Raw genomic sequence first — 25,754 nt, 5'->3', positions numbered from 1 at the left:
TCATCCGGTTAGTTGAAGAGCGAACGGAATTTTTCGCCGACTTCCAGATAAACCAAGTCGTTCCATGTGGCAAATAACATGAGGCTAAGTACCATCGCCAGACCGATTTTTAGGCCCCATTCCTGGGCCCCGTCGCTTAACGGACGGCCCCGGACCGCCTCGACCGCGTAATAAGCGAGGTGACCCCCATCGAGCATGGGTACGGGAAAGAGGTTAATAAGGCCAAGATTGATGGAAAGAGCGATCCCAAGCAGCACGAAATTGTAAAAACCGAACTCTGCTACCGCGCCAGAAATGGTGGCTATCCTCAGAACGCCGCCAATTTCCTCTGCCGAACGTTGGCCGGAGATCATCTGCCAGACACCTGTCAGCATGCCGACCGTCTTCAGATAGGTATCCTCAACGCCCACCAGGACCGCATCGACCGGTCCCAGCGTCATCAGCGGCCCGGGGGTGTGACTGGCAACACCCAGCAGGGCCGCCTTCATTTCCTTGCCGAGAATATCTTTCCGGGTCACGATTCGCGGCGTGGCCTCGATGGCGAGCACCTGGCCGGCGCGGTCGACCGAAAGCTGAAGCGGCTGGTCCATGTTGAGCAGGATCTGCTCGGCCAGGTCCTCGAAGGTGGCGATGTCTTGCCCGTTGAGCGCCAGGATCCGGTCGCCCGGCAGGAGCCCCGCCTCGGCCGCCGCCGAATCCTTCACGATCTCGTCGAGGACCGGGGCGGTGAATTGCTTGCCATAGGTGGCATAGAGGCAGGCGAAGACGACGATGGCGAAAATGAAATTGGCGGCCGGGCCGGCGGCCACGATAGCCGCCCGCTGCCAGACGGTCTTTTCGGCGAAGGAGACCTTGCGGTCAGCCTCGCTCATTTCCTGCGGCACGCCCTCGCCGCCTTCCAACTCGCTGGCCGCCATGCCGAACATGCGGACATAACCGCCGAGCGGCAGCAGGCTGAATTTCCAGCGGGTGCCGTGCTTATCCGTAAAGCCGAAGAGCTCGCGCCCGAAGCCGATCGAGAAGACCTCGACCCGAACCCTGCACCAGCGCGCGACCAGGAAATGGCCAAGCTCGTGGACGAAAACCAGCGGCGTCAACAGGACCAGGAACCAGAAGCCGTTGCGCGAGATTTCGCCGAAGATTTCCATGCCAGATCCTTGTTCCTGAAGTATTTTCGGTTCGCGTGCGTGTGTTTAGGCAGCGTTGCGGCGCCGGGCCGCGACCTCTTCCCGGGCCGCCTCGCGCGCGGCGGCATCGGTCTCCAGCACGTCGGCGATGCTGGAGAGCACCCCCGCCGGCAGGCGCCCCAGGACCGCCTCGACCACCGCTGCGATATCGGTAAAGCGCAGGCCATTGTCCAGGAAGGCGGCCACGGCAATCTCGTTGGCAGCGTTGAGAATGGTGGGGGCACGCCCCCCTGCCTTGAGCGATTCGCGCGCCAGGCGAAGGGCTGGAAATCTTTCAGGATCAGGCGCTTCGAAGGTGAATTGACTAATCTTGGCGAAGTCCAGCCGCGCCGAGGGTGCGTCAATTCGCTTGGGCCAGCCCAAGGCATAGGCGATCGGCGTGCGCATGTCCGGGGTGCCCAATTGCGCCAGGACCGAGCCATCACGATAGGCGACCATGGAATGGATCACCGATTGGGGATGCACCAGAATCTCGATCTGGTTCTCCGGCAGGCCGAAGAGGTGATAGGCCTCGATCAGCTCCAGGCCCTTGTTCATCATGGAAGCGGAATCGACCGAGATCTTGGCCCCCATGGACCAGTTGGGATGGGCGACCGCCTGGGCCGGGGTCATCTCGGCCATCTCGGCCACGGTCTTGGTGCGGAACGGGCCGCCCGACGCCGTGAGGATGATTTTCTCAATGGCCTCGCGGCGCTCGAAATCGAAGACCTGGAAGATGGCGGAATGCTCGGAATCGACCGGCAGCATGATCGAGCCGGATTGGGCGACTTCCTTCATCATCAAGGCGCCGGCGCAGACCAGGGTCTCCTTGTTGGCAAGACCGATCATGGCGCCGCGGCGGACCGCCGCCAAGGTGGGCTCAAGCCCGGCGGCGCCGACGATGGAGGCCATGACCCATTGAGCCGGCCGCTCGGCTGCCTCGATCACGGCGGCCCGGCCGGCCGCCACCTCGATACCGGTACCGGCCAGGCCGGCCTTCAATTTGGCGAAATTTTCTTCCTTGCCGGTGACGGCCAGGCGCGGTTTGAGGCGGCGCGCTTGCTCAATGAGGAGGTCGACATTGCCATGGGCGGTCAGCGCCTCGACCCGATAGGCACCGGGATCGCGCTCGATCATGTCGATGGTGTTGCAACCGACCGAGCCGGTGCAGCCCAGCACCGTGACGCTGCGGGGTTCGGTTGCTTGACCTTGTGCGGGAACCAGAAGCTCCGCCGCTCCGCTCATAGCCATGAGAGCACACTGCCTTTACCAAAATAATCCAACGCGGCGACCGCCACCGATACCGTCAGCAGCCCATCGACCCGGTCCAACACGCCCCCGTGTCCCGGGATTATATGGCTGCTGTCCTTCACGCCAAAGCGGCGTTTGAAGGCGGATTCGAAGAGATCGCCCATCTGCTCTATCACGGCGAGACCGCCGCTCAAAATCATTAATTTCCAAATGCTTGGGCCGTCGAGCCAGAGCGCCATGAGAAGCCCGACCAGAGCCGCCGCGGCGACGCCGCCGAACAAGCCGGCCCAGGTCTTGTTGGGGCTGATGCGCGGTGCCAACTTCGGCCCGCCGATGGAACGGCCGGCGGCATAGGCGCCGGTATCCGTGAAAATCACCAGTGCCAGGATCCAGACCAGGGTCTCGATCCCGAGACCGGTCACCGGGTCGTCGCGGAGCCAGAGGAGTGCCAGCGCCGGAACGGAGACATAGAGGATTCCGAGGCCGAACCAGACGGCGCGGATTCGATGCGCCGGCAGCGCCACGATCGTTGCCAGCACAGATGCGATGGCAATGAGCCCCCAGGCCGGCAGGCCGATCGGCAAGGGCGGCGGCGCACGCTCGGCCAGCAGGATGATGACGACGAGGGCCGCGAGCACCAAACCGGGCAGCGCCCAATCGCTGACCGTGAGGCGGGCGGCCGGAGTCGGGTCGGCGGGGTTGCGGCGGCGGCCGGCGATGCGGGCCCATTCCCAGGCCATGAGCCCGGCGAAGAGGATCACCAGAGCGTCGAACCAGGGACGCCCCGCCCAGATGGCGACGGCGACCACCGGAATGAGGACCAAAGCGGAGAGAATCCGGGTGACGAGGTTGGAGCGCCCGGGCCGACCCTGAGAGGCCGGGGCGGCGGGACTATTCGGCGGCGCCATAGCGCCGGCTCCGCCCGTGATATTCCTCGATCGCCGCCTTGAGATCGTCGATGCCGAAATCCGGCCAATGCTTGTCGACGAAGATGAACTCGGCATAGGCGCATTGCCAGAGCAGGAAATTGCTGATGCGCTTCTCGCCGCTGGTGCGGATGAGGAGGTCCGGATCCGGCATGCCGGCGGTCAGCAGGAAGCTGCCGAAGCGTTCCTCATTGAGATCCTCGGCGCTGATGTCGCCCTTCCCGGCCGCTTCCAGCAGGCGCTTGGCCGCCAGCACGATCTCGGCCCGGGCGCCGTAGCTGAGCGCCACGGTGAGGACCAGGCGGGTATTGTCACGGGTCCGTGCCTCGCCCGCCTCGATCAGGTTGACCACGTCGCGCCCCAGCCTGGCACGATCGCCGATCACCTGGAGCCGCACGCCGTTCTGATGCAGTTCCTCGATCTCGCGCCGGAGATAGAGCTTCAGAAGGCCCATGAGATCGTCGATCTCCGCCGCCGGCCGCTTCCAGTTTTCGGAGGAGAAACCGAACAGGGTCAGGTACTCGACACCGCAGGCGACAGCACCCTTGACCGCCTGACGCACGGCCTCGGCCCCGCTGTTATGGCCGACCGTCCGCGGCAGGCCACGCGCCCGCGCCCAGCGGCCATTGCCATCCATGATGATGGCGACATGGCGCGGCGGGCGCCGCTCGCCACCGCCGAGCGGCAGCGTTTCGGTCCCCGTCTGGACGGGCGGTTCAGCGATGCGGCGCGGCTGGTTCAAATCAAACCTGCAGGATTTCCTTTTCCTTGGCGGCCAAGGCTTCGTCGACCTTCTTCACATGCTCGTCGGTGAGCTTCTGCATCTGGTCGGCGAGCTTCTTGTGCTCGTCCTCGGAAATGTCGTGATCCTTCTCGAGCTTCTTCAGGAAATCCATGCCGTCGCGGCGCACATTGCGCACGGCGACGCGGCCCTGCTCGGCGTATTTATGCGCGACCTTGGTGAGTTCCTGGCGGCGATCCTGCGAAAGCTCCGGCAGCGGCACACGGACCGTGCTGCCGTCGCTGGCCGGATTGAGGCCGAGGCCGGCATCGCGGATCGCCTTCTCGACCGCCGAGACCAGGCCCTTGTCCCAGACCTGGACGGTGATCATGCGCGGCTCGGGCACGCTGACCGTGCCCACCTGATTGAGCGGCATCGGGTTGCCGTAGGCAGTGACCTGCACGGGCTCAAGCAGGCTGGCAGAGGCGCGGCCGGTGCGCAGACCACCGAATTCCTTGCGCAATGCCTCCAGCGCGCCATCCATGCGGCGGCTGAAATCCCCCAAACGCGGATCCGTCATAATCGTTTCTCCTCGTCTTCTTATTCCGCGGTTCCGGCCCGCTCACCGATCACGGTATAGCGGCCACGACCCTGCATCACCTCGGCGAACATGCCGGGCGAGTGGATCGAAAACACAATGATGGGAATGCCGTTGTCGCGCGCCAGCGCAATCGCCGTCGCGTCCATGACCTTGAGATTGCGGCTTAATACGTCCTGGTGGCTGAGTTGCTGATAGCGTTCGGCGTCCGGGTGGACCTTGGGATCGGCACTGTAGACGCCGTCGACCTTGGTGCCCTTCAACAGCGCCTCGCAACCCATTTCCGAGGAGCGCAAGGCAGCCGCGGTGTCGGTGGTGAAATAGGGGTTGCCGGTGCCGGCAGCGAAGATCACGACGCGGCCCTTCTCGAGATGCCGCACGGCGCGGCGGCGGATATAGGGCTCGCAGACCGATTGCATCGGGATCGCGGAAAGGACGCGGGTATCGACGCCCAATTGTTCGAGCGCGTTCTGCATGGCGAGCGCGTTCATGATGGTGGCCAGCATGCCCATGTAATCGGCAGAGGCGCGTTGCATGCCCTCGGAGGCGCCGGCGATGCCGCGGAAGATATTACCGCCGCCGATGACGAGGCAGCATTCAACACCCAAGGCATGGACCTCGCGCACTTCCTTGGCGACGCGGTTCACGGTCGCCGGCTCGAGGCCATAATCACGGCTGCCCATCAGGGCCTCGCCGGAAATTTTCAGGAGAACGCGCTTGTATAGGAGACCTTTGGCAGGTGCCGCGGGCGGGCGGGCGACATGGGAATCGCCAGAAGCATCGCCGCTCGAAGCTGCACCTGCAATGGACATGCGTTCGTCTCCCCTGCCAGTACCGATCCGAACCGATGACGCGGCGGCGCCACCCAATAACCCGATCCGGTGCAAACTATACACCGAATCACCGGGGCGGAAGCGCAAGCCGTCACACCCGGGTGAGAAGCCAATCCCGCCCCGGCGACCGGGGCGGGATTGGGTAGATTTAGGCGCGGAGCTGGGCCGCGACTTCGGACGCGAAGTCCTTTTCTTCCTTCTCGATGCCTTCGCCCAAGGCCATACGGACGAAGCCCGTGAGCTTCACCGGGGCGCCCAGTTCCTTGGCGGCCTTCTCGACCACCTGCTTCACGCGGCTTTCGCCGTCGATCGCATAGACCTGCTCCAGCAGCACCACTTCTTCGTAATATTTCCGGATGCGGCCTTCGACCATCTTGGCGATGATTTCTTCCGGCTTGCCCGAACCGCGCGCCTGCTCGGACAAGACATCGCGCTCGCGCGCGAGGGCGTCCTGGTCGACGCTGCCGATGTCGAGCGATTGCGGGTTCGCCGCCGCCACATGCATGGCGATCTGCTTGCCGAGCGCCTGGAGCTTCGCGGCATCGCCGGTCGATTCCAGCGCCACGAGCACGCCGATCTTGCCCATACCCGGGGCCGCCGCATTGTGGACATAGGTTGCCACGACGCCATCCTTCACCGAGAGCTGCGCCATGCGGCGCAGGTTCATATTCTCGCCGATCGTGGCGACCAAATTGGTCAATTTTTCGGCAACGGTGACACCACCTTCGGGATATTTCGTGGCTTTCAGCGCCTCGATGTCGCCACCGGCCAAAGCGAGCTTGGTCACGGCGGAGACGAAACCCTGGAATTGGTCGTTGCGGGCGACGAAATCGGTCTCGGCATTCACCTCGACCAGGGCGCCGGCCTTGCCTTCGGCGACGGCGCCGACGAGGCCTTCGGCGGCGACACGGCCGGCCTTCTTGGCGGCGGCGGCGAGGCCCTTCTTGCGCAGCCAGTCGACCGCGGCCTCGATATCGCCATTGGTTTCACCGAGCGCCTTCTTGCAATCCATCATGCCGGCACCGGAGGTTTCGCGCAGCTCCTTCACGAGCGCAGCAGTAATCTCGGCCATGCTTTTATCCTTCCGTCTTTAAATCGTCATCTGGGATGGTCTTTAGATGCGGCAATGGGGTCCGGAGCGAGATAACGCACCGGACCCCATCAAAGTGCCCGCCGCGTTTAGGCCGTCGCGCTGTTTTCGGCGGCTTCGGCCGAGGGGAGCTGCTCGGCCGGCAGTTCCTCGGATTCGCCGATGTCGCGGCCGGTCGAGATCGCTTCCTGCTGCAGGCCGTCGAGGACGGCGCCCGAGAAGAGATCCAGATAGAGCGAGATGGCGCGGATGGCGTCATCATTGCCCGGGACCGGGAAGTTGATGCCTTCCGGCGAGGAATTGGAATCGAGCACCGCGACCACGGGGATGCCGAGCTTGTTGGCTTCCTTGACCGCGAGCGATTCCTTGTTGGTGTCGATGATCACCAGGATGTCGGGCTGACCGCCCATGTCCTTGATGCCGCCCAGCGCCCGCTCGAGCTTGTCGCGGTCGCGGGTCATCATGAGCAATTCCTTCTTGGTCAGGCCCACGGTGTTGGTGCCGAGCTTCTCCTCGATCTCGCGCAGGCGCTTGATCGATTGCGAGATGGTCTTCCAGTTGGAGAGCATGCCGCCCAGCCAGCGATGGTTGACGTAATACTGGCCGCAGCGCTTGGCCGCTTCGGCAACCTTGTCGGAGGCAGCGCGCTTGGTGCCGACGAAGAGGACACGACCGCCGGCCGCGGCGACGTCGCGCACGGTCTTGATCGCCTGCTCGAGCATCGGCGCGGTGTATTCGAGATTGATGATATGCACGCCGTTGCGGACGCCGAACAGATAGGGAGCCATCTGCGGGTTCCAACGACGGGTATGGTGACCGAAGTGAACGCCAGCTTCCAAGAGCTGACGCATGCTGAATTCTGGCAGCGCCATTTGAGTAGTCCTTTTCCGGTTAAGCCTCTGCGGGTTTTGCGGCCCCCGAGAGGGCCACCGGAGCGAAGTCTGGCGGGATGTCTCCCCACCAGCGCGCGAACCCGCATGCGGTTTGTTAGCGGCGGGTAAGTACCCTCTTGTGCCGGAAATGGCAAGAGGCGGGAAATACAAATATTGTTCAATAGCTTACCGGTAGATTAGCGGCATCCAAAGACGCCTTTCCGGAAAAATCGCCCGTGATCCCATGGGAGGGTTGATTTGCGGGGATAATCTCTTATATATCGCATACGATATAATCGTTCTCTATTAAAAACCCAACGAGGGAAACCAACCATGACACGGCTTGCCAGCGCATTGGCCACCATCTTCATCAGCCTGGCGGGTCTCGCCGCCTATCTGACGCCTGCCTCCGGCGAGCCCGCCGGGGAGGCAGCACCGATCTTCGGCATCACGCTCCCCGAGGGATATCGCGATTGGCGGCTGATCTCGGTCGCCCATGAAGAAGGCAAGCTCAACGATCTCCGCGCCATTCTCGGCAACGACACCGCGATCGACGCCTTTCGCGCTGACCAGCGCCCCTTTCCGGACGGCACGATCATCGCCCGCCTCGCCTGGGATTATGAAAAGCTCGCCGAAAGCGAAGCGGCGTTCGGACAAGCCCAATCCTATGTCGCGGTGCATCCCAAGAACGGGGTGCAGTTCATGGTGAAGGATTCGCAGAAATACGCCGCGACCGATGGCTGGGGTTACGCCCATTTCAACGACGGCAAACCGGCCGATGCGAAGGTGCACGAGACCTGCCATGCCTGCCATCAGGCGGCGAAGTCCCGCGACTTCGTCTTCAACCGCTACGCCCCGTGACAGGAGAGACCGACATGACAAAGTCCCTCAAGACATTCGCCGCGATCATCCTCGGCGCGGTGCTGGGGCTCACGGCCTTTACCGAAGGCGCCTATCTCATCTCCTGCGCCTTTGCCGAGGGCAGCCCCTCCCTGCTCCCGGTCGCGAACGAGCCAGCACCCCAATTGACCCTCGAGGCACCGCTCGCCGGTCCGTTGGCCCGGGGCGTCGTCCTGCTGCCCTATCGCGTCGAAAACCTGCGCATCCTCCCTGTGCTGGGCGAGGGCGCCAACAACGTCTCGCCGCGCGTCGGTCATCTCCATGTCAGCGTCGACGATCTGCCCTGGCGCTGGGCGGAGTTCGACAATGTCGGCACCATCGTCGTGGCCGGGCTCCCCGCCGGCGCGCACAAGCTGCTGATCGAACTGGCGAGCCCCGAACACCACGTCTATCTCGGCAAGACGGTGACGTTCACCGTGCCCGAAGCCGCGCATCACAACGCGGCGGAGTAAGCGCCAGGCCGGTTTGTGGCGGTGTCGAAAGTCGGCGAAAAAGGCGAGCCGGATGTAAATCGTTTAGGAATTGCTTAAGAAAAAAATACTATTCTTAACCGCTGTTATTGAGTCGTTTTCGGGGGATGGGGAATGGGCACGCTTCGCTACGCAGTTATCACTGCCTTCTGCTGCAATGGTTTGGCCATCGCACAGGCATCGGCGCAATCAGCACCGGCCGTGGACTGGTCCGGTTTCAGCGTCAGCGCCTTGGCTGGGGGCGGCATCCTGACACCCGAAACTGATGCCGAAGGCCTCGACCCGAGCGCCTACTTCAGTGCGGCCAGTGACCTTAAGCAATTGAAGGATGCTGGAAGCGGCAGCCCGACCGAGTGGGATTGGTCCGCGAGCTTGCAGGTGGGCTATTCACGCCAATTCGGCAATATCGTCCTCGGCGTCGGCGCCACGGGCGATCTGCTCTTGTGGGATGAAAAGCGCAGCAGTACGCAGGACTGGATCAGTCTCGCGGGGACGGAATTTACGCTGAAGCAGCGCGTGGAAGCCGATTGGATGGTTGCTTTGCGCCCCCGCCTCGGATGGGCGCAGGATAATTGGCTGGTCTATGTCATGGCCGGCCCTACCCTTAGCCGGCTCAAAATAGAAACCGATTACTCGGATAACGTCGGTACTGGCGCGGAGGGGCATAGCTCGGATTCAGAAACGAAGCTTGGCTATGTTATTGGAATCGGCGGCGACTATGCCATCGACAAGAACTGGTCCGTTTCGGCGCAATATTCCTACACCGATCTGGGGACCGTAGATACCAGAACCCACGTCTTCAATGCGTCTCAGGCCGCCAACCCTGGCGACATCGACAGTTCCGTCGATCTATCGAGCCACATGGCGATGATCGGTTTCACCTATCGGTTCGACGCGTTCTAGCGGACCGACCGCCTCACGTATCCATCACCTCAAGGACACCCGGGATCGCGCGGATAGCGCTGCGCACCTGGGGGGAGACGGCGACGCGGTCCTTGAGGGTGACGTCGACTTCGCGTTTCTGTTCGGGGAGGTCGAGGATGAGTTCGATCTTGCCTTTGCCCCTGCCCGCTTTGGCGAGGATTTGCTTGATGCCGTCGACGGGGCTGGGTTCCTTCAAGAAGATCTTCAACCCCGCGGCGGTGGCGGCCGCCGCCTGATCGAGGCTGGAGACTTCGTTCACCATCAGACGGAGGCTGTCCTCCTCCTGGCGGCAATCGACCGAGAGGAGGAGCGCCCGGCCCGGCTCCAGCATCTCGCGCGCGGCAGTGAGACGCTCGGAAAAGATCGTCGCTTCGTACATGCCGCTGGCATCGGTCAATTGGATGAAGGCGAAGCGGTTGCCCTTCTGCGAGGTGCGTTCCTGCTTGCCAACGACGAGGCCGGCGACCTTCGCTCGCGTGGCACCGCGCGCTTTCAGCCATTGCGGCAGATCGGCGAAAGGCACCACGTCGAGGCGTGCCAGCGACGCGCCATATGAATCCAGCGGATGCGCGGAGAGATAGAAACCGATCGCGCCGAATTCGTTCTGCAGGCGCTCCATGGGGAGCCAATCGGGAATCGGCGGCAGATTGAGGCGCACCTGCGTCGCCTCGGCGAACATCATGGATTGCGACGAACCACGCGCCTCATGCGCCGCCTGGGCCTGGCGCAGCATCTGTTCTACGCTGTCATGGACCTGGCGGCGGTTGGCATTGAGGCTGTCGAAGGCGCCGGCGAGAACGAGATTTTCAAGCTGGCGCTTGTTGAGGCCCTTGGGATCGACGCGCTCGCAGAAATCCTCGAGACTCTTGAAGGGACCGCCCTCTTCGCGGGTCCGCAGCATGGCCTCGACCGGGCCCATGCCGACATTCTTCACCGCCCCCAGGGCGTAGCGCACGGCCAACGAGCCATCGGCCTGTTGCTCGACGGCGAAGGTCGGACGCGATTTGTTGATGTCGGGCTGCAGCAGCTTGATGCCGAGGCGGTTGAGTTCCTGGCGGAAGAGATTGAGTTTGTCGGTATTGCCCATGTCGTAGGTCATCGAGGCGGCGAAGAACTCGACCGGGTAATTGGCCTTGAGCCAGGCGGTCTGATAGGCGACCAAGGCATAGGCCGCCGCGTGGCTCTTGTTGAAGCCGTAGCCAGCGAATTTGTTGACCTGGTCGAAAATCTCGGCCGCCTTGTCCGCCTTCACCTTGCGCTCGACCGCGCCGTCGACAAACAATTTCCGTTGCGCCTCCATCTCCTCCTTGATCTTCTTGCCCATGGCACGGCGCAGCAGATCGGCGTTGCCGAGGCTGTAACCAGACAGCACCTGGGCGATCTGCATGACCTGTTCCTGGTAGATCATGATGCCGAAGGTTTCCTTGAGGATGCCTTCCAGCGAGGGATGGAGATAATCGGGCTCCTCGCGCCCATGCTTGCAATTGATGTATTTCGGGATGTTGTCCATCGGGCCGGGGCGGTAGAGCGCCACGACGGCGATGATGTCCTCGAATCTGTCGGCCTTCAGCTTCCTAAGCACGTCGCGCATGCCGGAACTTTCCAGCTGGAACACGCCGGTGGAATCGCCGCGCGCCAGCATGGCATAGGTATTTTCGTCATCCAGCGGCAGATGGTCGATGTCGAGTTCGATACCGCGCTGACGCAGCAATTCATCCGCCGTGCGCAGGACCGAGAGCGTCTTCAAGCCGAGGAAGTCGAACTTCACCAGCCCTGCCTTCTCGACATCCTTCATGTTGAACTGCGTCACCGGCATGTCCGAGCGGGGATCGCGGTACATCGGCACCAGTTGATCCAGCGGACGGTCGCCGATGACGACGCCGGCGGCATGGGTCGAGGCGTGGCGGTAGAGGCCTTCGAGCTTCATGGCGAGTTCCATCAGGCGCTTGACCGCCGGGTCCTCGTCCATCGCATTGCGCAATTGCCGCTCGCCCTCGATCGCATCCTTCAGGGTGATCGGATTGGCCGGGTTGTTGGGGATGAGTTTCGAGAGCCGGTCGATCTGGCCATAGGGCATCTGCAGCACGCGGCCCACATCGCGGACGGCGGCGCGGGCCTGCAACTTACCGAAGGTGATGATCTGCCCGACCTTGTCGCGGCCATAGCGTTCCTGGACGTGGCGGATCACCTCTTCGCGCCGGTCCTGGCAGAAATCGATGTCGAAATCCGGCATCGAGATGCGTTCCGGGTTGAGGAAGCGTTCGAACAGCAGGCCCCAGCGCAGGGGATCTAGATCGGTAATGGTGAGCGACCAGGCGACCACGGAACCGGCACCCGAGCCGCGGCCCGGCCCCACCGGAATCCCCTCGGCCTTGGCCCATTGAATGAACTCGGCGACGATCAGGAAATAGCCGGGAAAGCCCATCTGGATAATGACACCGAGCTCGAATTCGAGGCGGTCGCGATAGGGCTTCTCCTGCTCGGGCGTCAGATTCATGACGGCGAGGCGCTTTTCCAGGCCGGCCAGCGCCATCTCGCGCAGGGCCTCGTCCTCGCTCTTGCCGTCGGAGAAGGCCGGCAGAATGGGTTTCCGAGCCGGCGGCATGTAGGCACAGCGCCGGGCGATCACCAGCGTGTTGTCGATGGCTTCCGGAAGGTCGGCGAAGAGCACACGCATCTCGGGGGCGGATTTGAAGCGATGCTCGCGCGTGACCTTGCGCCGGTTGCCCTCGGCGACATAGGTGCCGCCGGCAATGCACAGAAGCGCGTCATGGGCCTGGTACATGCCCTCGTCGCTGAAATAGACGTCATTGGTGGCGACCAGCGGCAGATCGAGATCGTAAGCGAGGTTGATGAAACCTTCCTCCGACCGCGCCTCCTCCTCCATGCCGTGGCGCATGAGCTCGATATAGAAGCGGCCCGGGAACATCGCGGCGAGGCGTTGGGCCATCGTTTTGGCGGCATCGTCCTGGCCTTCCAGCAGCAGCCGGCCGATGACACCCTTGGGACCACCGGAGAGCGCCAACAGGCCTTCGGCATGGGCGGCCAGGACTTCCAGCGAAACCTGGGCAATCGTCCCCGGCTCGTTTTCGAGATAGGCGATGCTGCTGAGCTTCATGAGATTGGCATAGCCAGTCTCGTTCTGGACCAGGAGTACGATCTGGTCCGGGGCCGGGATCTGCATCTGATGCGGGTCGCGGTCGCGGGCGATGCCCAATTGGCAGCCGGTGATTGGCTGGATGCCGGCATCCTTGGCATAGCCGGTGAATTCCATGGCGCCAAAGAGATTGCCGGTATCGGTTACCGCCACGGCGGGCATGGAGTTCCGCTTGCAGAGATCGATCAGCTGCTTGTTCTTGATCGCCCCTTCCGAGAGGGAATAGGCGGAATGGACGCGCAGATGGACGAAATCGGCGTGCGGCATGGCGGGGCAATCGGGACTCGTGGACGGCCCTCAAGTCTAGGACAGGCGGACGGGATAAGGCGAGCAAAAGAAAACCCCCAATCGTCCGACAGAGAGGACAATTGGAGGCTTGAGGAAAACCGCGGCCGGGCTTCCGGGGGTGACCGCGGCAGAGCCCGGCAGATGGGGACCGGGTTACGCGCCTTTGACGAAAATACGTGTTGCCGCGGCGTTTTACTGCCAGGGAGCGGAAAAGAGCGCCGCGAGACCGCCCGGCATCTGCTCAGCCGCGGGGGTGCCGAAGCCATAGCTCATGGGCGTGTCGGGCTCGTTCCAGGCAAAGCGCCGGGCCTGCGGAAAGTGATGGCCGGACACGCTGGGCGGAACGAGATCGAGGGTGAGCGGATCGCCGCCGGTAGCGATGAGGCGCAGACCGCCTTCCGCCGGCAGGGATCCCAAAGCGAAAACGCGGCCCAGCGGCGTGGCGCCCTGACGGAGCGCATTGAGACGCGCCTCGTTCACGTTACCGGCCCCGGTGATTTTCACCCATTCGACGATGCCGTTGGCGGCAAAACGCGCCGCCGCCACTTCCCCGGATGCGAACAAGGCGCCGAGGTCGAGATGGCGCGGCAGAGTCTGTGCCACGATGACTCGGTAGAGGATGATCTGCGGGCCGACATCGATTGCGTAGGCCAAGGCGTTGTCGACATCGATGAGCGCCGTGCCGATGCCCAAGCGCTGGCGCGCGAGGCGCTGCCAGGCGGTGGAGGCTTCGGCGCCGGTTTCGCGGCGCGCCTGATCGAAGGATATATCGGCGCCATCGAACAGGCGTTCGCGGCGCAATTCGACGATTTCGGTAAGGTCCGCGGTAACGACGATCGCCGGGCTGCCGGAATTCGCCGCAATCCCCATCACGGCCGCTTGGATGGTCATGGCGCGATCCTCCGCTGAACTTGAAACCTGCGATGCACCGGTCCCGGATCACGACACCGAATGTGCCGTCATCCGGAACCGGGCACCCTCTCTAATCAGCAATCTGCCCGATTCCGGTTGCCGCCGTCTTGCAAGGGGATGACACCTTGATGACGGCACCCATTGTCAGCCTCCGATCTCGCCGCCATCCTGCTTGGTAATGGCGACGACACTCGGGCGCGGGAGGGAATCGGGACCGAAATCCGGCCAGCGCGTGGTGAGGTTGGCTAGGTCGTCGGAATCCTCCGCCGGGTGCTGGACGGCCAGGAACAGCGTGCGGCCATCCGGCGTGAAGGCCGGCCCGCAGGCCTCGGCGCCCAGCGGGCAAGCGAAGAAGAAACGCGGCAAGGCGCGCCCGTCGCCCAGCGTATCGGCACCGTAGAGACCATCGGCGATGTCGAAATCGGTGGCACCGTCGCTGGCGATCCAGATGCGGCCCTTGGGATCGAAGGCGATGTTGTCGGGTGCCGCGAACCAGCCGTTCTCGCTGGTGGCTGCGTTGTACTTGGCACCTTGCTCGGGCTTTGCCGGATTGCCGGCCAGCAGGAAGACATCCCATTTGAACGCGGCTGCCGCATGGTCGGAATCTTTGCCCTCGCCCGGCGGCACCATCTCGAGAATATGGCCGTATTCGTTGGCGGCACGCGGATTGGCGGCATCGACCTCGCCCGCTTCGCGCTTCTTGTTCTTGGTCATCACCGCATAGACGCGGCCGGTCACCGGATTGGGCTCGATATCCTCGGGCCGGTCCATCTTGGTGGCGCCCAGCACATCGCCGGCAAGCCGCGCCTTGATCAGCACTTCGGCCTGATCGGCGAAGCCGTTCTCAGGCGTGAGGCCGTTCTGGCCGTGGACCAGCGGCAGCCAGGTCAGCGTGCCGTCCTCGGTGAACTTCGCGACGGAGAGTTCGCCGCTGTCGAGCAGCTTCTTGTTGGCGGCGCGGTCGGCGGGGTTGAAGGTGCCGCTGCTCACGAAGCGGAAGATGTATTCGAAGTAATCGTCGTCGCCGGTATAGACCACGACACGGCCATCCTTGTTGACGACGCAGGTCGCGGCCTCGTGGCCCATGCGGCCCAGCGCGGTGCGCTTCACCGGCGCCTCGCCGGGTTCATAGGGATCGATCTCGACCACCCAGTCGAAGCGGTTGGGCTCGTTCGGCTCCTTGTCGAGCTGCATGCGCTCGTTGATGCGGGCGAGGCCGTAATAGTCGGAGCCGTCGTAAGAGTAGCGCTCGAGCAGGGCCGGATCGGCGGATTTCGCGGGATCGCCGCCGAAGGTGTCGGAGAGGCCTTCCTCGCAGGAGAGCACGGTGCCCCAGGGGGTGACACCGCCCGAGCAATTGTAGCCGGTGCCGATCGCCTTGGTGCCGGTCGGATCGGCGCTGGTCTGGAGCAGCTTGTGGCCGGCGGCGGGACCGGAGATCAGCATTTCTGTGGTGCCCGTAATGCGGCGGTTGAACTTGCTCTCCGGCACGATCGCCCATTTGCCGTCGGTCTTCTTCACCTCAACGATGGAATGGCCCCAGGCTTCCTGCACGGCGGCAATCTGTTCCGGCGTCATCTTGTCCTTGGCGTCGTCCTCGGTCATGCCGGGGAACATCAACTGCGGGTCGGCATATTCATTGTTGACGCAGAGGAGGCCGTGATCGCTGTTCTCGGAACCCAAAGGCAGCGGCAGGTAGCCGACGAAGTCGCAATTGTAGCCGAATTGACCGGCCTGGGAGGCAGCACTCTGCGCAGCAGCGTCGAGCGGCTTGGCGCCGGGCAGAATGGCATCGCCCCAGCGCACCAGGATGTCGGCATTGTAGCCATCGGCGACATGATGGGTCTCGTCATAGATCTTGGTGAGTTCCGGGAAAGTCAGGGTCGAGCCACCGGTCGCGGCCTGGGCCGCCGGCAGCTTCAGGCCGAGACCGGCCGCCGCCGTGGTCGCCGCGGCGCCCACCAAAATGGCGCCGCGCGACCGACCAAAAGCCACGAGATCGGCATAAGTGGGTATCGACGAATCCAGCATCGAAGCCTCCAATATTTTTTTGAGATGGGAGACATCGGCATATCCCGCCGCCATGACCGCGCCGGGGAGATCATGTGAAAGATTGGTGACGGCTTTTGACACAAAGGAAAACCCGGCTGGGAAGGACCCAGCCGGGTTGATGGCTATTGTTTAGTCGTCATCCCCGGGCGAAGTCCCGGGGATCCACTGCGGCAGTTGAGAGAGTGGATGCCCGGGTCAAGCCCGGGCATGACGATTTATGTTGGTTGGCCAAGCTTACGCGCCGATCTCGCCGCCGTCGTCCTTGGTGATGGCGACGACGCTGGGACGCGGCGGGACACCGTCCTTGAAATCCGGCCAGCGCGTGCTCGGCTTTTCAAAGTTGCTGCCCTCCTCGTCGCCCGGATGCTGGATCGCGACGAACAAGGTCTTTCCGTCCGGCGTGAAAGCGGGACCGCAGAGTTCGGCACCGCGCGGGCAGCCGAGGAAGTGGCGCGTGACCGCCCGCCCCTCGCCTTCCGTCTCGGTGACCCAGAGGCCGTCATGGACGCCGTGATCCGGGAAGCCGTCGGTCGAGATCCAGAGGCGGCCCGACGCGTCGAAGGCGACGTTGTCCGGATTGGCGAACCAGCCGGCATCCGTGACTTCGCCACCATAGGTCGCGTTCGCGGCGGCATCCTTCGGATTGCCGGCCTGGATGAAGGCGCTCCAGGTGAAGGCGGTGGCGGCGTGGTCGGCCTTGCCGTCCTTCATCGGCGGTACCATCTCGACGATGTGGCCCCAGATGTTCTTCTCGCGGGTATTGGCGGCATCGATTTGCTCGGCCTTGCGCTTGTCGTTCTTGGTAAGGACGACATAGACCTTGCCGGTCTGATCGCTGGTCTCGATATCCTCGGGCCGGTCCATCTTGGTGGCTTCGAGGAGATCGCCGGCGCGGCGCGCTTCGATGAGCACGTCGGCCTGGCTCTTGAAGCCGTTGGCTTCGGTGAGCGGGCCTTCGCCGAACGTGAGCGGCATCCAGGTGACGTTGCCGTCGGCATCGAGCTTCGCCACATAGAGCGTGCCCTCGTCGAGCAAAGCCGAATTGGCGCGGCCCGCAGCGGCGTCATAGGTGCCGGCGCTGACGAATTTGTAGATGTATTCGAAACGCTCGTCATCGCCGGTATAGACGACGAGGCGGCCATCGCTGTTGATCACCGTGGTCGCGGCTTCATGCTTGAAGCGGCCGAGCGCCGTATGTTTTTTCGGCGTCGAAGCGGGATCGTAGGGATCGACCTCGATGATCCAGCCGAAACGGTTGGGCTCGTTGGGCTCCTTCGAGATGTCGAAGCGGTCGGTGAACTTGCCCCAGGCATAGGAGGGTTCTCCCTTGATGCCCATGCGCTTGGCGTTGGCAGCTTCCGGCGTCGCTGCCGGATCACCACCGAAATACTGATGGATGTTCTCTTCCGCCGAGAGGATGGTGCCCCAGGGGGTCCAGCCGCCGGCGCAATTGTTCATCGTGCCCAGCACCTTGGTGCCGGTGGCATCGGCCGAGGTCTTGAGGCGATCGTTGCCGGCCGCGGGGCCGACCAGTTCCATCTCGGTCGCCAGGGTGATGCGGCGATTGAACTTGCTGCCCGGCACAGCCGACCAGCCCGCACCGTCCTTCTTGATCTCGACGACGCTGAGGCCGTGGCCGGCCTGTTCATAGGCCGCCATCTCGGCATTGGTCGCCTCGAGCGCCGCCTTGCCGTCCGCGAAACCCGGAAAGATCAAGTGCGCGTCGGTATATTCGTGATTGACCACGAGCAGGCCGTGATCGCTGGCATTGGCGCCTTCCGGCAGCGGGCAGAAATGCACGAAGTCGCAATTGTAGCCGAACTGACCGGCTTGCGCCGCGGCATCCTGCTTCATTGGATCGAAATCGGGCGCGCCCGCGATAATGGGATCTCCCCAGCGCAGCAAGGTCTTCGCAGTGTAGCCCTGCGGGATGTGGAGGTTCTCGTCATAGGCATGCGGGATTTCCGCAAAGCCGAGCTTCGGCGCGGCACTGGCACCGCGCGGATTGAGGCCAACGCCGATGGCGCCCAAGGCAGCGCTCGCCATCAGGCCCTTCAGGGCATTGCGGCGCGAGAGACGAATTTGAATGAGGTCGGTCAGCGCCGGACCGGCGCTCGGGTTGGACGGGTTCGAATCGTCCTCGTTGTTGATTTCTACCGGCGTGCGGTAATGACGGTCAGTCATCGCGATAGCCTCCTATGCCAAAGCCAAACTTATGTCGGGCGAGATAGGCGGTTTAAGCGCGCGCCGTGACCTTCTGCGGACGATTCGATGACGAAAAGGTTACAGTCGCTGCTGCTTTTTCAGGCAGCGACCAATTCGCCGTCACGCAGGGTCACCGCGCGGTCCATACGCTGGGCGATTTCGAGATTGTGGGTGGCGATCAGGGCCGCCACGCCGAAATCGTGCACCAGATCGGAGAGCATGGCAAAAACGCCGTCCGACGTGTTGTGGTCGAGATTGCCGGTGGGCTCGTCGGCCAGAATGAGCTTGGGCGAATTCGCCAGTGCCCGGGCGATAGCGACACGCTGCTGCTCGCCGCCCGAGAGCTTGCCCGGGCGATGCTGCAGGCGGCCACCCAGACCGACACGCTCCAGCAATTCTCGGGCCCGGGGCTCGGCTTCGCGGCGCGACTTCCCCGCGATCATCTGCGGGATGATGACGTTCTCGATGGCCGAAAATTCGGGCAGCAGGTGATGGTATTGATAGACGAAGCCCATCTTCTCGCGGCGAATGCGCGTCTTGGCATCGTCACCAAGATCGGCCGTTGCCTCACCATCGATCACGATCTCGCCGGCGGCTGGCTTTTCCAGCATGCCGGTAATGTGAAGGAGCGTCGACTTGCCCGAGCCCGATGGACCGATCAGGGCCACCATCTCGCCGCGCCGCAGCGTGAGATCGGCGCGCTTGATCACGTCCAAGCGGCCGCCATCGGCTTGTGGAAAGCTCTGCTGGATGCCGTTGAGTTCCAGGACGATGCTGCCGTTCTGGGCGTGCCCCGGGCCTTTCACCTGACCTCTACTCATAGCGAAGCGCCTCCACCGGATCGAGGCGCGCGGCACGCCAGGCGGGATAGATCGAAGCCAGCAGCGTCAAGACCAGCGACATCAGCGAGATCAGCGCCACCTCGACCGGGTTGACGATGGCCGGCAGCTTGGAGAGGAAATAGATCGTCTCGTTGAAGAGGTCGGTGCCGGTCAGGCCTTCCAGGAAACGCCGGATGGTTTCGATATTGGCGGCAAAGGCGGTACCCAACAGGCAGCCGAGGAGCGTGCCGACGATACCGATGCTGGCGCCGGAGAGCAGGAAAATCCGGAGGATCATGCCCTTCGTCGCCCCCATCGTGCGCATGATGGCGATGTTGCGGCCTTTGTCCTTCACCATCATGATCTGGCCGCTGATGATGTTGAAGGCGGCGACGATGATGATCAGCGTCAGGATCAGGAACATGACGTTGCGTTCGACCTCGACCGCGGTGAAGAAGTCGCGGTTCGCCTCCTGCCAATCGCCGATATAATAATCGCCGCCGATGCTGGAGCGGATATCGACTTTTACCTGCGGCAGGTTGTTGATGTCCCTGGCCATCACTTCGATGTTGGTCGCCGCCTGACGCACCTTGAAATAGATTTGTGCCATTTCAAGATTAATGAAGGCGATGGTGTTGTCGTATTGATACATGCCGACATTGAAGAGGCCGACCACCGTAAAGGTCTTCATGCGCGGCAAGGCGCCGCCGATGGTGACGGCGATGTCGGGGGAAATGGCCGTCACCTCCGAACCGATTCCGACCCGGAGCGCGTTGGCGAGCGCCTGGCCGATCACGATGCCGTCGCGGTTCGCAAGACCCTCCAGCGAGCCGGCGACGATGTTCTCGGCGATGAGCTTCTTCGCCTTGATGTCGTCGAGGCGGATTCCGCGGAGGATGGCGCCGGACCCGCCCTCATTCGCCGTCAGGAAGACCTGGCCTTCGACCAGCGGCGTCGCCGAGGCGATGCTGGGCAGCACCCGCAACCGGTTGGTGATCTCGTCATATTGCGGGATGCCCTGCGGCCCGCCATTCACCGAGAGATGGGCGTTAAAACCGAGGATACGATCGAGCAGTTCGGCGCGGAAGCCGTTCATCACCGACATCACGACAATGAGCGTCGCGACGCCGAGGGCTATGCCCAGCAGCGAGAAGCCGGCGATGACCGAGACGAAACCTTCCTGGCGGCGCGCGCGCAGATAGCGCAGCGCCACCAACCGTTCGAAGGCGGAAAAGATCATGCGCCGAGCTTCTTCAGCGCCGCTTCCGCGCTGATTTCTTCGACGGCGCCGGTCTTGCGGAGCTTGAACTCGACCTCGCCCTTGGCGGCGCCGCGCGGACCGATCACGACCTGATAGGGCAAACCGATCAGATCCATCTGCGCGAATTTCTCGCCAGCGCGGACATCGCGGTCGTCATAGAGAACCTCGATGCCGGCCTTCTTGAGCTTGGCATAGAGATCGTCCGCCATCGGCGTGGTCGCCGCATCGCCCGCCTTCAGATTGATGAGGCCGACCTTGAACGGCGCCACGCTCTCGGGCCAGACGATGCCCTTCTCGTCATGGCTGGCTTCGATGATGCCACCCACCAGACGCGAGACGCCGATGCCGTAGGAGCCCATATGGACCGAAATGGCCTGACCGTCCTGGGTCTGCACCTGAGCCTTGAGGGGTTCGGAGTATTTGGTGCCGAAATAGAAGATGTGGCCGACTTCGATGCCGCGTGCCTCGACCTGACGGTCCTTCGGCAGAGCGCTAAAGCGTGTCGCGTCATGCTTCTCGTCGGTGGCGGCGTAATCGGTGGTCCATTGCTTCACGATCGGCTCGAGGTCGCCTTCGTAATCGAGATCCATCGAGAGCACATCGCGCTCGATGAAGCTCTTGTCGCAGAAGACCGCGCTCTCGCCGGTATCGGCAAGGATGATGAATTCGTGGGAGAGATCGCCGCCGATGGGGCCGGTATCCGCCGCCATCGGGATGGCCTGCAGGCCCATGCGCGCGAAGGTGCGGAGGTAGGCCACGAACATCTTGTTGTAGGCGCGCTTGGCGCCCTCTTTGTCGAGGTCGAAGCTGTAGGCATCCTTCATCAGAAATTCGCGGCCGCGCATGACGCCGAAGCGGGGGCGCACTTCGTCGCGGAATTTCCACTGGATGTGATAGAGCATCTTCGGCACGTCGCGGTAGCTCTTCGCCGAATTGCGGAAGATCTCGGTGATGAGTTCCTCGTTGGTCGGGCCATAGAGCATCTCGCGGTCATGGCGGTCGGTGATGCGCAGCATCTCCTTGCCGTAATCGTCATAGCGGCCGCTCTCGCGCCACAGATCCGCCGATTGGATGGTCGGCATCAGGAGCTCCTGGCAGCCGGCCCGATCCTGCTCCTCGCGGACAATCTGCTCGATCTTTTTCAAGACCTTGAAGCCCAGCGGCAACCAGGAATAAATACCTGCACTGGCCTGGCGCACCATGCCGGCCCGCAGCATGAGGCGGTGCGAGACGATCTGGGCTTCGCTGGGGTTTTCGCGCAGCGTCGGCATGAAAAACTGGCTGGAACGCATAAGGGAGCCTTATTGAATCGGGGTTCTTCGGTCGGGCCGGACTTTAGGGAAACCGCAGGTATCTGTCCACAATAGGGCGTTATTGAGGCGGATAATGCTCGCGGCAGAGCTCGGCTAAGGCGGCGGTCTCGGGATCGCCCAGCAATTGGCCTTCGTAATAGACCTGGTTGCCCTTGACGATGACGGTGCCCACCTGGGCCTTGGCGTCCCAAAGCACCGAATTCGCGGGAATATTGAAGCGGTCCTGGATCAGGATTTCGATCGGAATCACGATGATTTCCGGTGGTTTGATGTTGTACCCGCCGCCGAGATCAGCCGGCGCCACGGGGCGCCCATGGACATCCACCCCCGGCTGGTATTCCACGCCCGGCGCCTGCTGGTATTCGACCAGCCGGTCGCAATCCCGCTTGGAGACGGCGACATCGGCCAGGCTTGGGCCGGCCAGCAGGACCAGCGGCAGGGCGATGAGGAGCGCTTTCATGGCGTCATTCTAGCAAGTCCGGTGCCGGGGCGCGAATGACGGGAAAGTGAGGGGAGCCACCCTTTCGGAGAATCTTCACTGGCGCCCCCACCCCGGCCCTCCCCCTAAAGGGAGAGGGAGATTGGAGCGAGGTGAGAGTGCGAACTCGACGGAAAAAAACCCTCTCCCTTTAGGGGGAGGGCCGGGGTGGGGGCCGGGTGCTCCATTTGAGCCAAATAAAATAAACTGTGCGACCTCAAGATGGCACTTCTACCACTCGATCCGCCTCACATCTTCCGGCATCATCCCAGGTACAATCTTGGAACTGAAAAGATGCCGCAAGAGATCATAAGCGGCTGGCGTTGGAATCTTCATTTCATCGCCGGATGTCCCGGCATCTTTTACATAGACCTGAATCAGGTCGGGCGACTGTGCTAGCGCTGGATTCAATCCTGCGAGAAGATTGAAAGCTAAAACGCTGCGGAGCCCCTCTAGCTTCTCATTGACCGAGATAACGGCGGTCACTGCAAGAACATGCTCCCGATCCGCCAAGAAGCGAAATGAGGATTCTGTCTTTGAACGTGACTTTGGCAAAGTCCGCGGGAAGTTCTCATTTAGCTGAGACGCCGTTCCGAACGTCGTTTTTATCTCTTCCGGCGTTTGATCCAGAAAACTGGCAAAACCGTTCTTGTCGATGAGAATCAGAATATCGTTCTGCCGCCGCTCAATTCTGTCACCACGCGTGACAACACTAACGGCAGAGATGCAACTGCATTTCTGGCGAAAATCATTGACATACTCGACCGCCGCCGCCTCTTCAGCCGACATATTTTTTGCAAGAAAATGAAGTGTCACCGATGGCTGAACGGGCCATCGAACCAGACCAATACCAGGGTTGGCCGGGCGCCATGGTTCAATCGCAAATGCAATCAAGTCCTCAGCGGCATTCTCATTCGCAATTGCCGGCTCGGTTAAAGATGCGCTGGATATCCACCAGATACACCCGATTAGAGACAGTGCTCTCCATCGCGCGAGATACATGCGATCGCTCTCTCTTTTTCGGCTCTAATTTAACCGTCGATAAATTATACCCTGATCAGATGCACCTTGGTGATCGGCTTCTTGTCGTAGGTCTTGTGGAACCAACGACGGGCGGCGAGGCGCACGGCTTCCGCGAGTTCGGCATCGTCGCCGCGTTTGGCCCGAGGCATCTCGTCCATGGCGTCGGCCACTTCGTCGGCGATGGCAGCGACTGCTTCGCCGGCGGCGGGTTCGTCGAGGAGGCCGTCCAGTGAGACCTTGGCGGACACCAGGGGTTTGCCGTTCTTGTCGACCACCAGCGAGACCAGGATGACACCGTTGAAGCTCATGCGGTGGCGGTGGCGGATCGCCTCGCTATCGGCCGGGACCAGCGCCTTGCCGTCGAGGGCAAGACGGCCGGCGGGAACGCGCGCCACCATCTCGGCCGGGCCGGGAGCGAGGCGAATGAGCATGCCGTTCTCGGGCGCCAGGGCTTCGGGCACCTGACAAGCCCTGGCGAAGGCGACATGTTCCTGAATGTGGCGCGCCTCGCCATGGACCGGCAAGGCGATGCGCGGGCGCACCCAGTGATACATCTCGGCCAGTTCGTCGCGGGCCGGATGGCCGGAGACATGGACATGCTCGTCGCGATCGGTGATCACCTCGACGCCCAGTTTGGTGAGATCGTTGTGGAGGCGGTTGATCGAAATCTCGTTCCCCGGAATGACGCGGGAAGAGAAGATCGCGTGATCACCTGATTCCAGATGGACCTGCGGATGCTCGCGCCGGGCGATGCGCGTGAGGGCCGAGCGCGGCTCGCCCTGGCTCCCCGTGCAGATCATCAGCACGTTTTCGCGCGGGAAATAGCCGACATCATGCTCGCTGACGAAAGGCGGCAGGTCAGTGAGATAGCCGTTCTCCTGCGCCGCCTCGACCATGCGCCAGAGCGAACGGCCGACCAAGGCGCAGTGGCGGCCATGGGCTTCGGCTACCTTCGCAATGGTCTCGACGCGGGCGAGATTGCTGGCAAAGCAGCCGATGGCGATGCGGTTCTTGAGACGGCCCACCAAGTCCATCAGCGAGGCGCGCACATCGGCCTCGGAACCGGAGGTGCCCTCGACGAAGACATTGGTCGAATCGCAGATCATGGCAAGGACGCCACCCTGTCCCAAGGCCCGCAAGGCGGCCTCGTCGGTGGTGGGGCCGACCAGGGGTTCCGGATCGAGCTTCCAATCGCCAGTATGAAGCACGGCCCCCAAAGGCGTGCGGATTACGACCGCGTTCGGTTCGGGGATGGAATGGGTGAGCGTGATCAACTCGATTTCGAAGGGGCCGATGCTGACCTTGCCCGACATCGGGATGATGGTGATCTTGGCCTCGCGCTCCAATCCCGCTTCGGCGAGCTTGCGTTTCAGGACCGAGGCGGTGAAGGGTGTCGCATAAAGCGGGCAACGGAGGCGCGGCCAGAGATAGGGCACCGCGCCGATATGATCCTCATGGGCGTGCGTCAGCACGATGCCGGCGAGGTCCTTCGCCCGTTCGGCGATGAATTGCGGGTTGGGCATGACGACATCGATGCCGGGCACGGTATCGTCGCCGAAGGAAATACCGAGATCAACCATCAGCCATTTGCCGGCATGGCCGTAAAGATTGAGATTCATGCCGATCTCGCCGGACCCGCCCAAGGGCAGGAACAGCAATTCGTCGGAACGTGGTTGCAGCGGATCGGTCATCCTTGACTTTCTCAGGCCTGATTGCGCCGGTAGATTTCGACGAGGCCGCGCATGGTGATGTCGGGATCGAGATGGGTAATGACGGGTGTCTGGCCGTGGAAGAGCGGCGCGAGGCCGCCGGTCGCCACCACGTCGAGCGGGCCGCCGAATTCTTCCGAGATGCGCCGCACCATGCCCTCGACCAGACCGACATAGCCCCAGAAGATGCCGGATTGCATCGCCTCGGTGGTGCTTTTGCCGATGACGCGGCCGGGCCGTTCCACGACGATGCGCGGCAGCATGGCGGTGGCGCTGTGCAGAATCTCGACCGAGAGCACGATACCGGGCGCAATGGCGCCGCCGATGTAATTGCCATCGCCATCCACCACGTCGAAGGTCGTGGCGGTGCCGAAATCGACCACCACCAGCGGCTTCTTGTAGGTGATATGGCCGGCAACGGCATTGGCGAGGCGATCGGCGCCGACGGTGGAACTGGGGATATCCATCTTCACGGCGATGCCGAGCTTCACGCCGGGATCGCCCACCACCAGCGGCTTGCAACCGAGATGCGTCTCGCACAGCAGATTGAGGTGAAAGAGCGATTGCGGTACCACCGTCGCGATGATGGCCGCGGTGATGGATTTGAGGCTGAGCCCCTTCATCAGCATCAGCTGATTGAGCCAGACCACGTATTGATCGGCGGTGCGGCCGGCCTCGGTCTTGATGCGCCAGTCCCCTAGTGCTTTGTCGCCGTCATAGACGGCGAACTTCACATTGGTGTTGTTGGCATTGATCGCGAGCAGCATCGCGCATTCCCCTTGTT

General features: G+C 62.8%; 22 protein-coding genes. 3 read left to right on the top strand and 19 right to left on the bottom strand.

What is annotated here, in order from left to right:
* Positions 1–8 precede the first annotated feature (8 nt).
* The 8 genes from rseP to rpsB form a co-directional block, all read right to left on the bottom strand.
* A complete protein-coding gene (rseP, locus tag ACE3PR_RS14260) occupies positions 9–1,148 on the bottom strand; it encodes an RIP metalloprotease RseP (RefSeq protein WP_374373120.1) in 1,140 nt (379 codons plus the stop codon).
* 45 nt (positions 1,149–1,193) lie between these two features.
* Positions 1,194–2,417, bottom strand: coding sequence for a 1-deoxy-D-xylulose-5-phosphate reductoisomerase (locus ACE3PR_RS14255; RefSeq protein ID WP_374373118.1), 1,224 nt, complete (start codon positions 2,415–2,417; stop codon positions 1,194–1,196).
* Positions 2,408–3,325 carry a phosphatidate cytidylyltransferase gene (locus tag ACE3PR_RS14250; protein ID WP_374373115.1) on the bottom strand — a complete coding sequence of 306 codons (918 nt, stop codon included), beginning with the start codon at positions 3,323–3,325 and terminating at the stop codon, positions 2,408–2,410. Before ACE3PR_RS14250 ends, ACE3PR_RS14255 begins: the two co-directional genes overlap by 10 nt.
* Positions 3,309–3,980: a polyprenyl diphosphate synthase gene (gene uppS / locus ACE3PR_RS14245; protein ID WP_374373467.1), complete on the bottom strand. Its 672-nt coding sequence runs from the start codon at positions 3,978–3,980 to the stop codon at positions 3,309–3,311. The genes ACE3PR_RS14250 and uppS overlap by 17 nt, the downstream gene beginning before the upstream one ends.
* Before the next feature lie 106 nt (positions 3,981–4,086).
* Positions 4,087–4,644 (bottom strand): ribosome recycling factor, encoded by a 558-nt coding sequence (gene frr, locus ACE3PR_RS14240; protein ID WP_374373113.1) that lies wholly within the window; start codon positions 4,642–4,644, stop codon positions 4,087–4,089.
* Positions 4,645–4,664: 20 nt separating this feature from the next.
* Positions 4,665–5,474, bottom strand: coding sequence for a UMP kinase (gene pyrH, locus ACE3PR_RS14235; RefSeq protein WP_374373111.1), 810 nt, complete (start codon positions 5,472–5,474; stop codon positions 4,665–4,667).
* A 169-nt stretch (positions 5,475–5,643) separates the two neighbouring features.
* Complete coding sequence (tsf, locus tag ACE3PR_RS14230) at positions 5,644–6,567, bottom strand: translation elongation factor Ts (protein WP_374373109.1); 924 nt, start codon at positions 6,565–6,567, stop codon at positions 5,644–5,646.
* A gap of 107 nt (positions 6,568–6,674) precedes the next feature.
* The gene (gene rpsB / locus ACE3PR_RS14225; RefSeq protein WP_374373106.1) at positions 6,675–7,457 is read right to left on the bottom strand and encodes a 30S ribosomal protein S2; all 783 of its coding nucleotides are present in this window, start codon (positions 7,455–7,457) and stop codon (positions 6,675–6,677) included.
* 333 nt (positions 7,458–7,790) lie between these two features.
* On the opposite strand from rpsB, the gene ACE3PR_RS14220 reads away from it, so the two are divergent.
* From ACE3PR_RS14220 to ACE3PR_RS14210, 3 genes are all read left to right on the top strand, one after another.
* Positions 7,791–8,318, top strand: a complete 528-nt coding sequence (locus ACE3PR_RS14220; RefSeq protein WP_374373104.1) for a cytochrome P460 family protein — start codon at positions 7,791–7,793, stop codon at positions 8,316–8,318.
* Positions 8,319–8,332: 14 nt separating this feature from the next.
* Positions 8,333–8,809, top strand: a complete 477-nt coding sequence (locus ACE3PR_RS14215; protein WP_374373102.1) for a DUF6130 family protein — start codon at positions 8,333–8,335, stop codon at positions 8,807–8,809.
* A gap of 132 nt (positions 8,810–8,941) precedes the next feature.
* Complete coding sequence (locus ACE3PR_RS14210; protein WP_374373101.1) at positions 8,942–9,730, top strand: outer membrane protein; 789 nt, start codon at positions 8,942–8,944, stop codon at positions 9,728–9,730.
* Positions 9,731–9,743: 13 nt separating this feature from the next.
* On the opposite strand, the gene dnaE is transcribed toward ACE3PR_RS14210, so the two are convergent.
* The 11 genes from dnaE to ACE3PR_RS14155 all read right to left on the bottom strand — a co-directional run bounded on the left by dnaE (position 9,744) and on the right by ACE3PR_RS14155 (position 25,737).
* Entirely contained in the window at positions 9,744–13,175 is a 3,432-nt protein-coding gene (gene dnaE, locus ACE3PR_RS14205; RefSeq protein ID WP_374373098.1) for a DNA polymerase III subunit alpha, read from the bottom strand.
* A 213-nt stretch (positions 13,176–13,388) separates the two neighbouring features.
* Complete coding sequence (locus ACE3PR_RS14200; protein ID WP_374373096.1) at positions 13,389–14,087, bottom strand: hypothetical protein; 699 nt, start codon at positions 14,085–14,087, stop codon at positions 13,389–13,391.
* A gap of 165 nt (positions 14,088–14,252) precedes the next feature.
* Positions 14,253–16,139, bottom strand: a complete 1,887-nt coding sequence (locus ACE3PR_RS14195; RefSeq protein ID WP_374373093.1) for a PhoX family phosphatase — start codon at positions 16,137–16,139, stop codon at positions 14,253–14,255.
* A gap of 255 nt (positions 16,140–16,394) precedes the next feature.
* Complete coding sequence (locus tag ACE3PR_RS14190; protein ID WP_374373091.1) at positions 16,395–18,344, bottom strand: PhoX family phosphatase; 1,950 nt, start codon at positions 18,342–18,344, stop codon at positions 16,395–16,397.
* A gap of 119 nt (positions 18,345–18,463) precedes the next feature.
* Positions 18,464–19,186: an ABC transporter ATP-binding protein gene (locus ACE3PR_RS14185; protein WP_374373089.1), complete on the bottom strand. Its 723-nt coding sequence runs from the start codon at positions 19,184–19,186 to the stop codon at positions 18,464–18,466.
* Positions 19,179–20,426, bottom strand: coding sequence for a lipoprotein-releasing ABC transporter permease subunit (locus tag ACE3PR_RS14180; protein WP_374373087.1), 1,248 nt, complete (start codon positions 20,424–20,426; stop codon positions 19,179–19,181). The genes ACE3PR_RS14185 and ACE3PR_RS14180 overlap by 8 nt, the downstream gene beginning before the upstream one ends.
* Positions 20,423–21,739, bottom strand: a complete 1,317-nt coding sequence (gene proS / locus ACE3PR_RS14175; RefSeq protein ID WP_374373085.1) for a proline--tRNA ligase — start codon at positions 21,737–21,739, stop codon at positions 20,423–20,425. The genes ACE3PR_RS14180 and proS overlap by 4 nt, the downstream gene beginning before the upstream one ends.
* 79 nt (positions 21,740–21,818) lie before the next feature.
* A complete protein-coding gene (locus ACE3PR_RS14170; protein WP_374373083.1) occupies positions 21,819–22,220 on the bottom strand; it encodes a hypothetical protein in 402 nt (133 codons plus the stop codon).
* 249 nt (positions 22,221–22,469) lie between these two features.
* Positions 22,470–23,240, bottom strand: coding sequence for a hypothetical protein (locus ACE3PR_RS14165; RefSeq protein ID WP_374373081.1), 771 nt, complete (start codon positions 23,238–23,240; stop codon positions 22,470–22,472).
* Between the two features lie 44 nt (positions 23,241–23,284).
* Positions 23,285–24,952: a ribonuclease J gene (locus tag ACE3PR_RS14160; RefSeq protein ID WP_374373079.1), complete on the bottom strand. Its 1,668-nt coding sequence runs from the start codon at positions 24,950–24,952 to the stop codon at positions 23,285–23,287.
* An 11-nt stretch (positions 24,953–24,963) separates the two neighbouring features.
* Entirely contained in the window at positions 24,964–25,737 is a 774-nt protein-coding gene (locus tag ACE3PR_RS14155; RefSeq protein WP_374373076.1) for a type III pantothenate kinase, read from the bottom strand.
* Between the last annotated feature and the right edge of the window lie 17 nt (positions 25,738–25,754).

It is taken from the genome of Dongia sp. (assembly GCF_041909655.1).
GTDB lineage: Bacteria > Pseudomonadota > Alphaproteobacteria > Dongiales > Dongiaceae > Dongia.
This window is presented reverse-complemented; position numbering and strand designations above follow the sequence as displayed.

Coding starts and splice junctions, on each gene's coding strand:
- ACE3PR_RS14210 (WP_374373101.1), top strand. CDS start 8,942: ATGGGCACGCTTCGCTACGCAGTTATCACTGCCTTCTGCTGCAATGGT.
- rpsB (WP_374373106.1), bottom strand. CDS start 7,457: ATGGCGCTGCCAGAATTCAGCATGCGTCAGCTCTTGGAAGCTGGCGTT.
- dnaE (WP_374373098.1), bottom strand. CDS start 13,175: ATGCCGCACGCCGATTTCGTCCATCTGCGCGTCCATTCCGCCTATTCC.
- ACE3PR_RS14165 (WP_374373081.1), bottom strand. CDS start 23,240: ATGTATCTCGCGCGATGGAGAGCACTGTCTCTAATCGGGTGTATCTGG.
- ACE3PR_RS14220 (WP_374373104.1), top strand. CDS start 7,791: ATGACACGGCTTGCCAGCGCATTGGCCACCATCTTCATCAGCCTGGCG.
- ACE3PR_RS14180 (WP_374373087.1), bottom strand. CDS start 20,426: ATGATCTTTTCCGCCTTCGAACGGTTGGTGGCGCTGCGCTATCTGCGC.
- ACE3PR_RS14190 (WP_374373091.1), bottom strand. CDS start 18,344: ATGACTGACCGTCATTACCGCACGCCGGTAGAAATCAACAACGAGGAC.
- ACE3PR_RS14195 (WP_374373093.1), bottom strand. CDS start 16,139: ATGCTGGATTCGTCGATACCCACTTATGCCGATCTCGTGGCTTTTGGT.
- pyrH (WP_374373111.1), bottom strand. CDS start 5,474: ATGTCCATTGCAGGTGCAGCTTCGAGCGGCGATGCTTCTGGCGATTCC.
- ACE3PR_RS14255 (WP_374373118.1), bottom strand. CDS start 2,417: ATGGCTATGAGCGGAGCGGCGGAGCTTCTGGTTCCCGCACAAGGTCAA.
- ACE3PR_RS14250 (WP_374373115.1), bottom strand. CDS start 3,325: ATGGCGCCGCCGAATAGTCCCGCCGCCCCGGCCTCTCAGGGTCGGCCC.
- ACE3PR_RS14215 (WP_374373102.1), top strand. CDS start 8,333: ATGACAAAGTCCCTCAAGACATTCGCCGCGATCATCCTCGGCGCGGTG.
- ACE3PR_RS14200 (WP_374373096.1), bottom strand. CDS start 14,087: ATGACCATCCAAGCGGCCGTGATGGGGATTGCGGCGAATTCCGGCAGC.
- tsf (WP_374373109.1), bottom strand. CDS start 6,567: ATGGCCGAGATTACTGCTGCGCTCGTGAAGGAGCTGCGCGAAACCTCC.
- uppS (WP_374373467.1), bottom strand. CDS start 3,980: ATGGATGGCAATGGCCGCTGGGCGCGGGCGCGTGGCCTGCCGCGGACG.
- rseP (WP_374373120.1), bottom strand. CDS start 1,148: ATGGAAATCTTCGGCGAAATCTCGCGCAACGGCTTCTGGTTCCTGGTC.
- frr (WP_374373113.1), bottom strand. CDS start 4,644: ATGACGGATCCGCGTTTGGGGGATTTCAGCCGCCGCATGGATGGCGCG.
- ACE3PR_RS14155 (WP_374373076.1), bottom strand. CDS start 25,737: ATGCTGCTCGCGATCAATGCCAACAACACCAATGTGAAGTTCGCCGTC.
- proS (WP_374373085.1), bottom strand. CDS start 21,739: ATGCGTTCCAGCCAGTTTTTCATGCCGACGCTGCGCGAAAACCCCAGC.
- ACE3PR_RS14185 (WP_374373089.1), bottom strand. CDS start 19,186: ATGAGTAGAGGTCAGGTGAAAGGCCCGGGGCACGCCCAGAACGGCAGC.
- ACE3PR_RS14170 (WP_374373083.1), bottom strand. CDS start 22,220: ATGAAAGCGCTCCTCATCGCCCTGCCGCTGGTCCTGCTGGCCGGCCCA.
- ACE3PR_RS14160 (WP_374373079.1), bottom strand. CDS start 24,952: ATGACCGATCCGCTGCAACCACGTTCCGACGAATTGCTGTTCCTGCCC.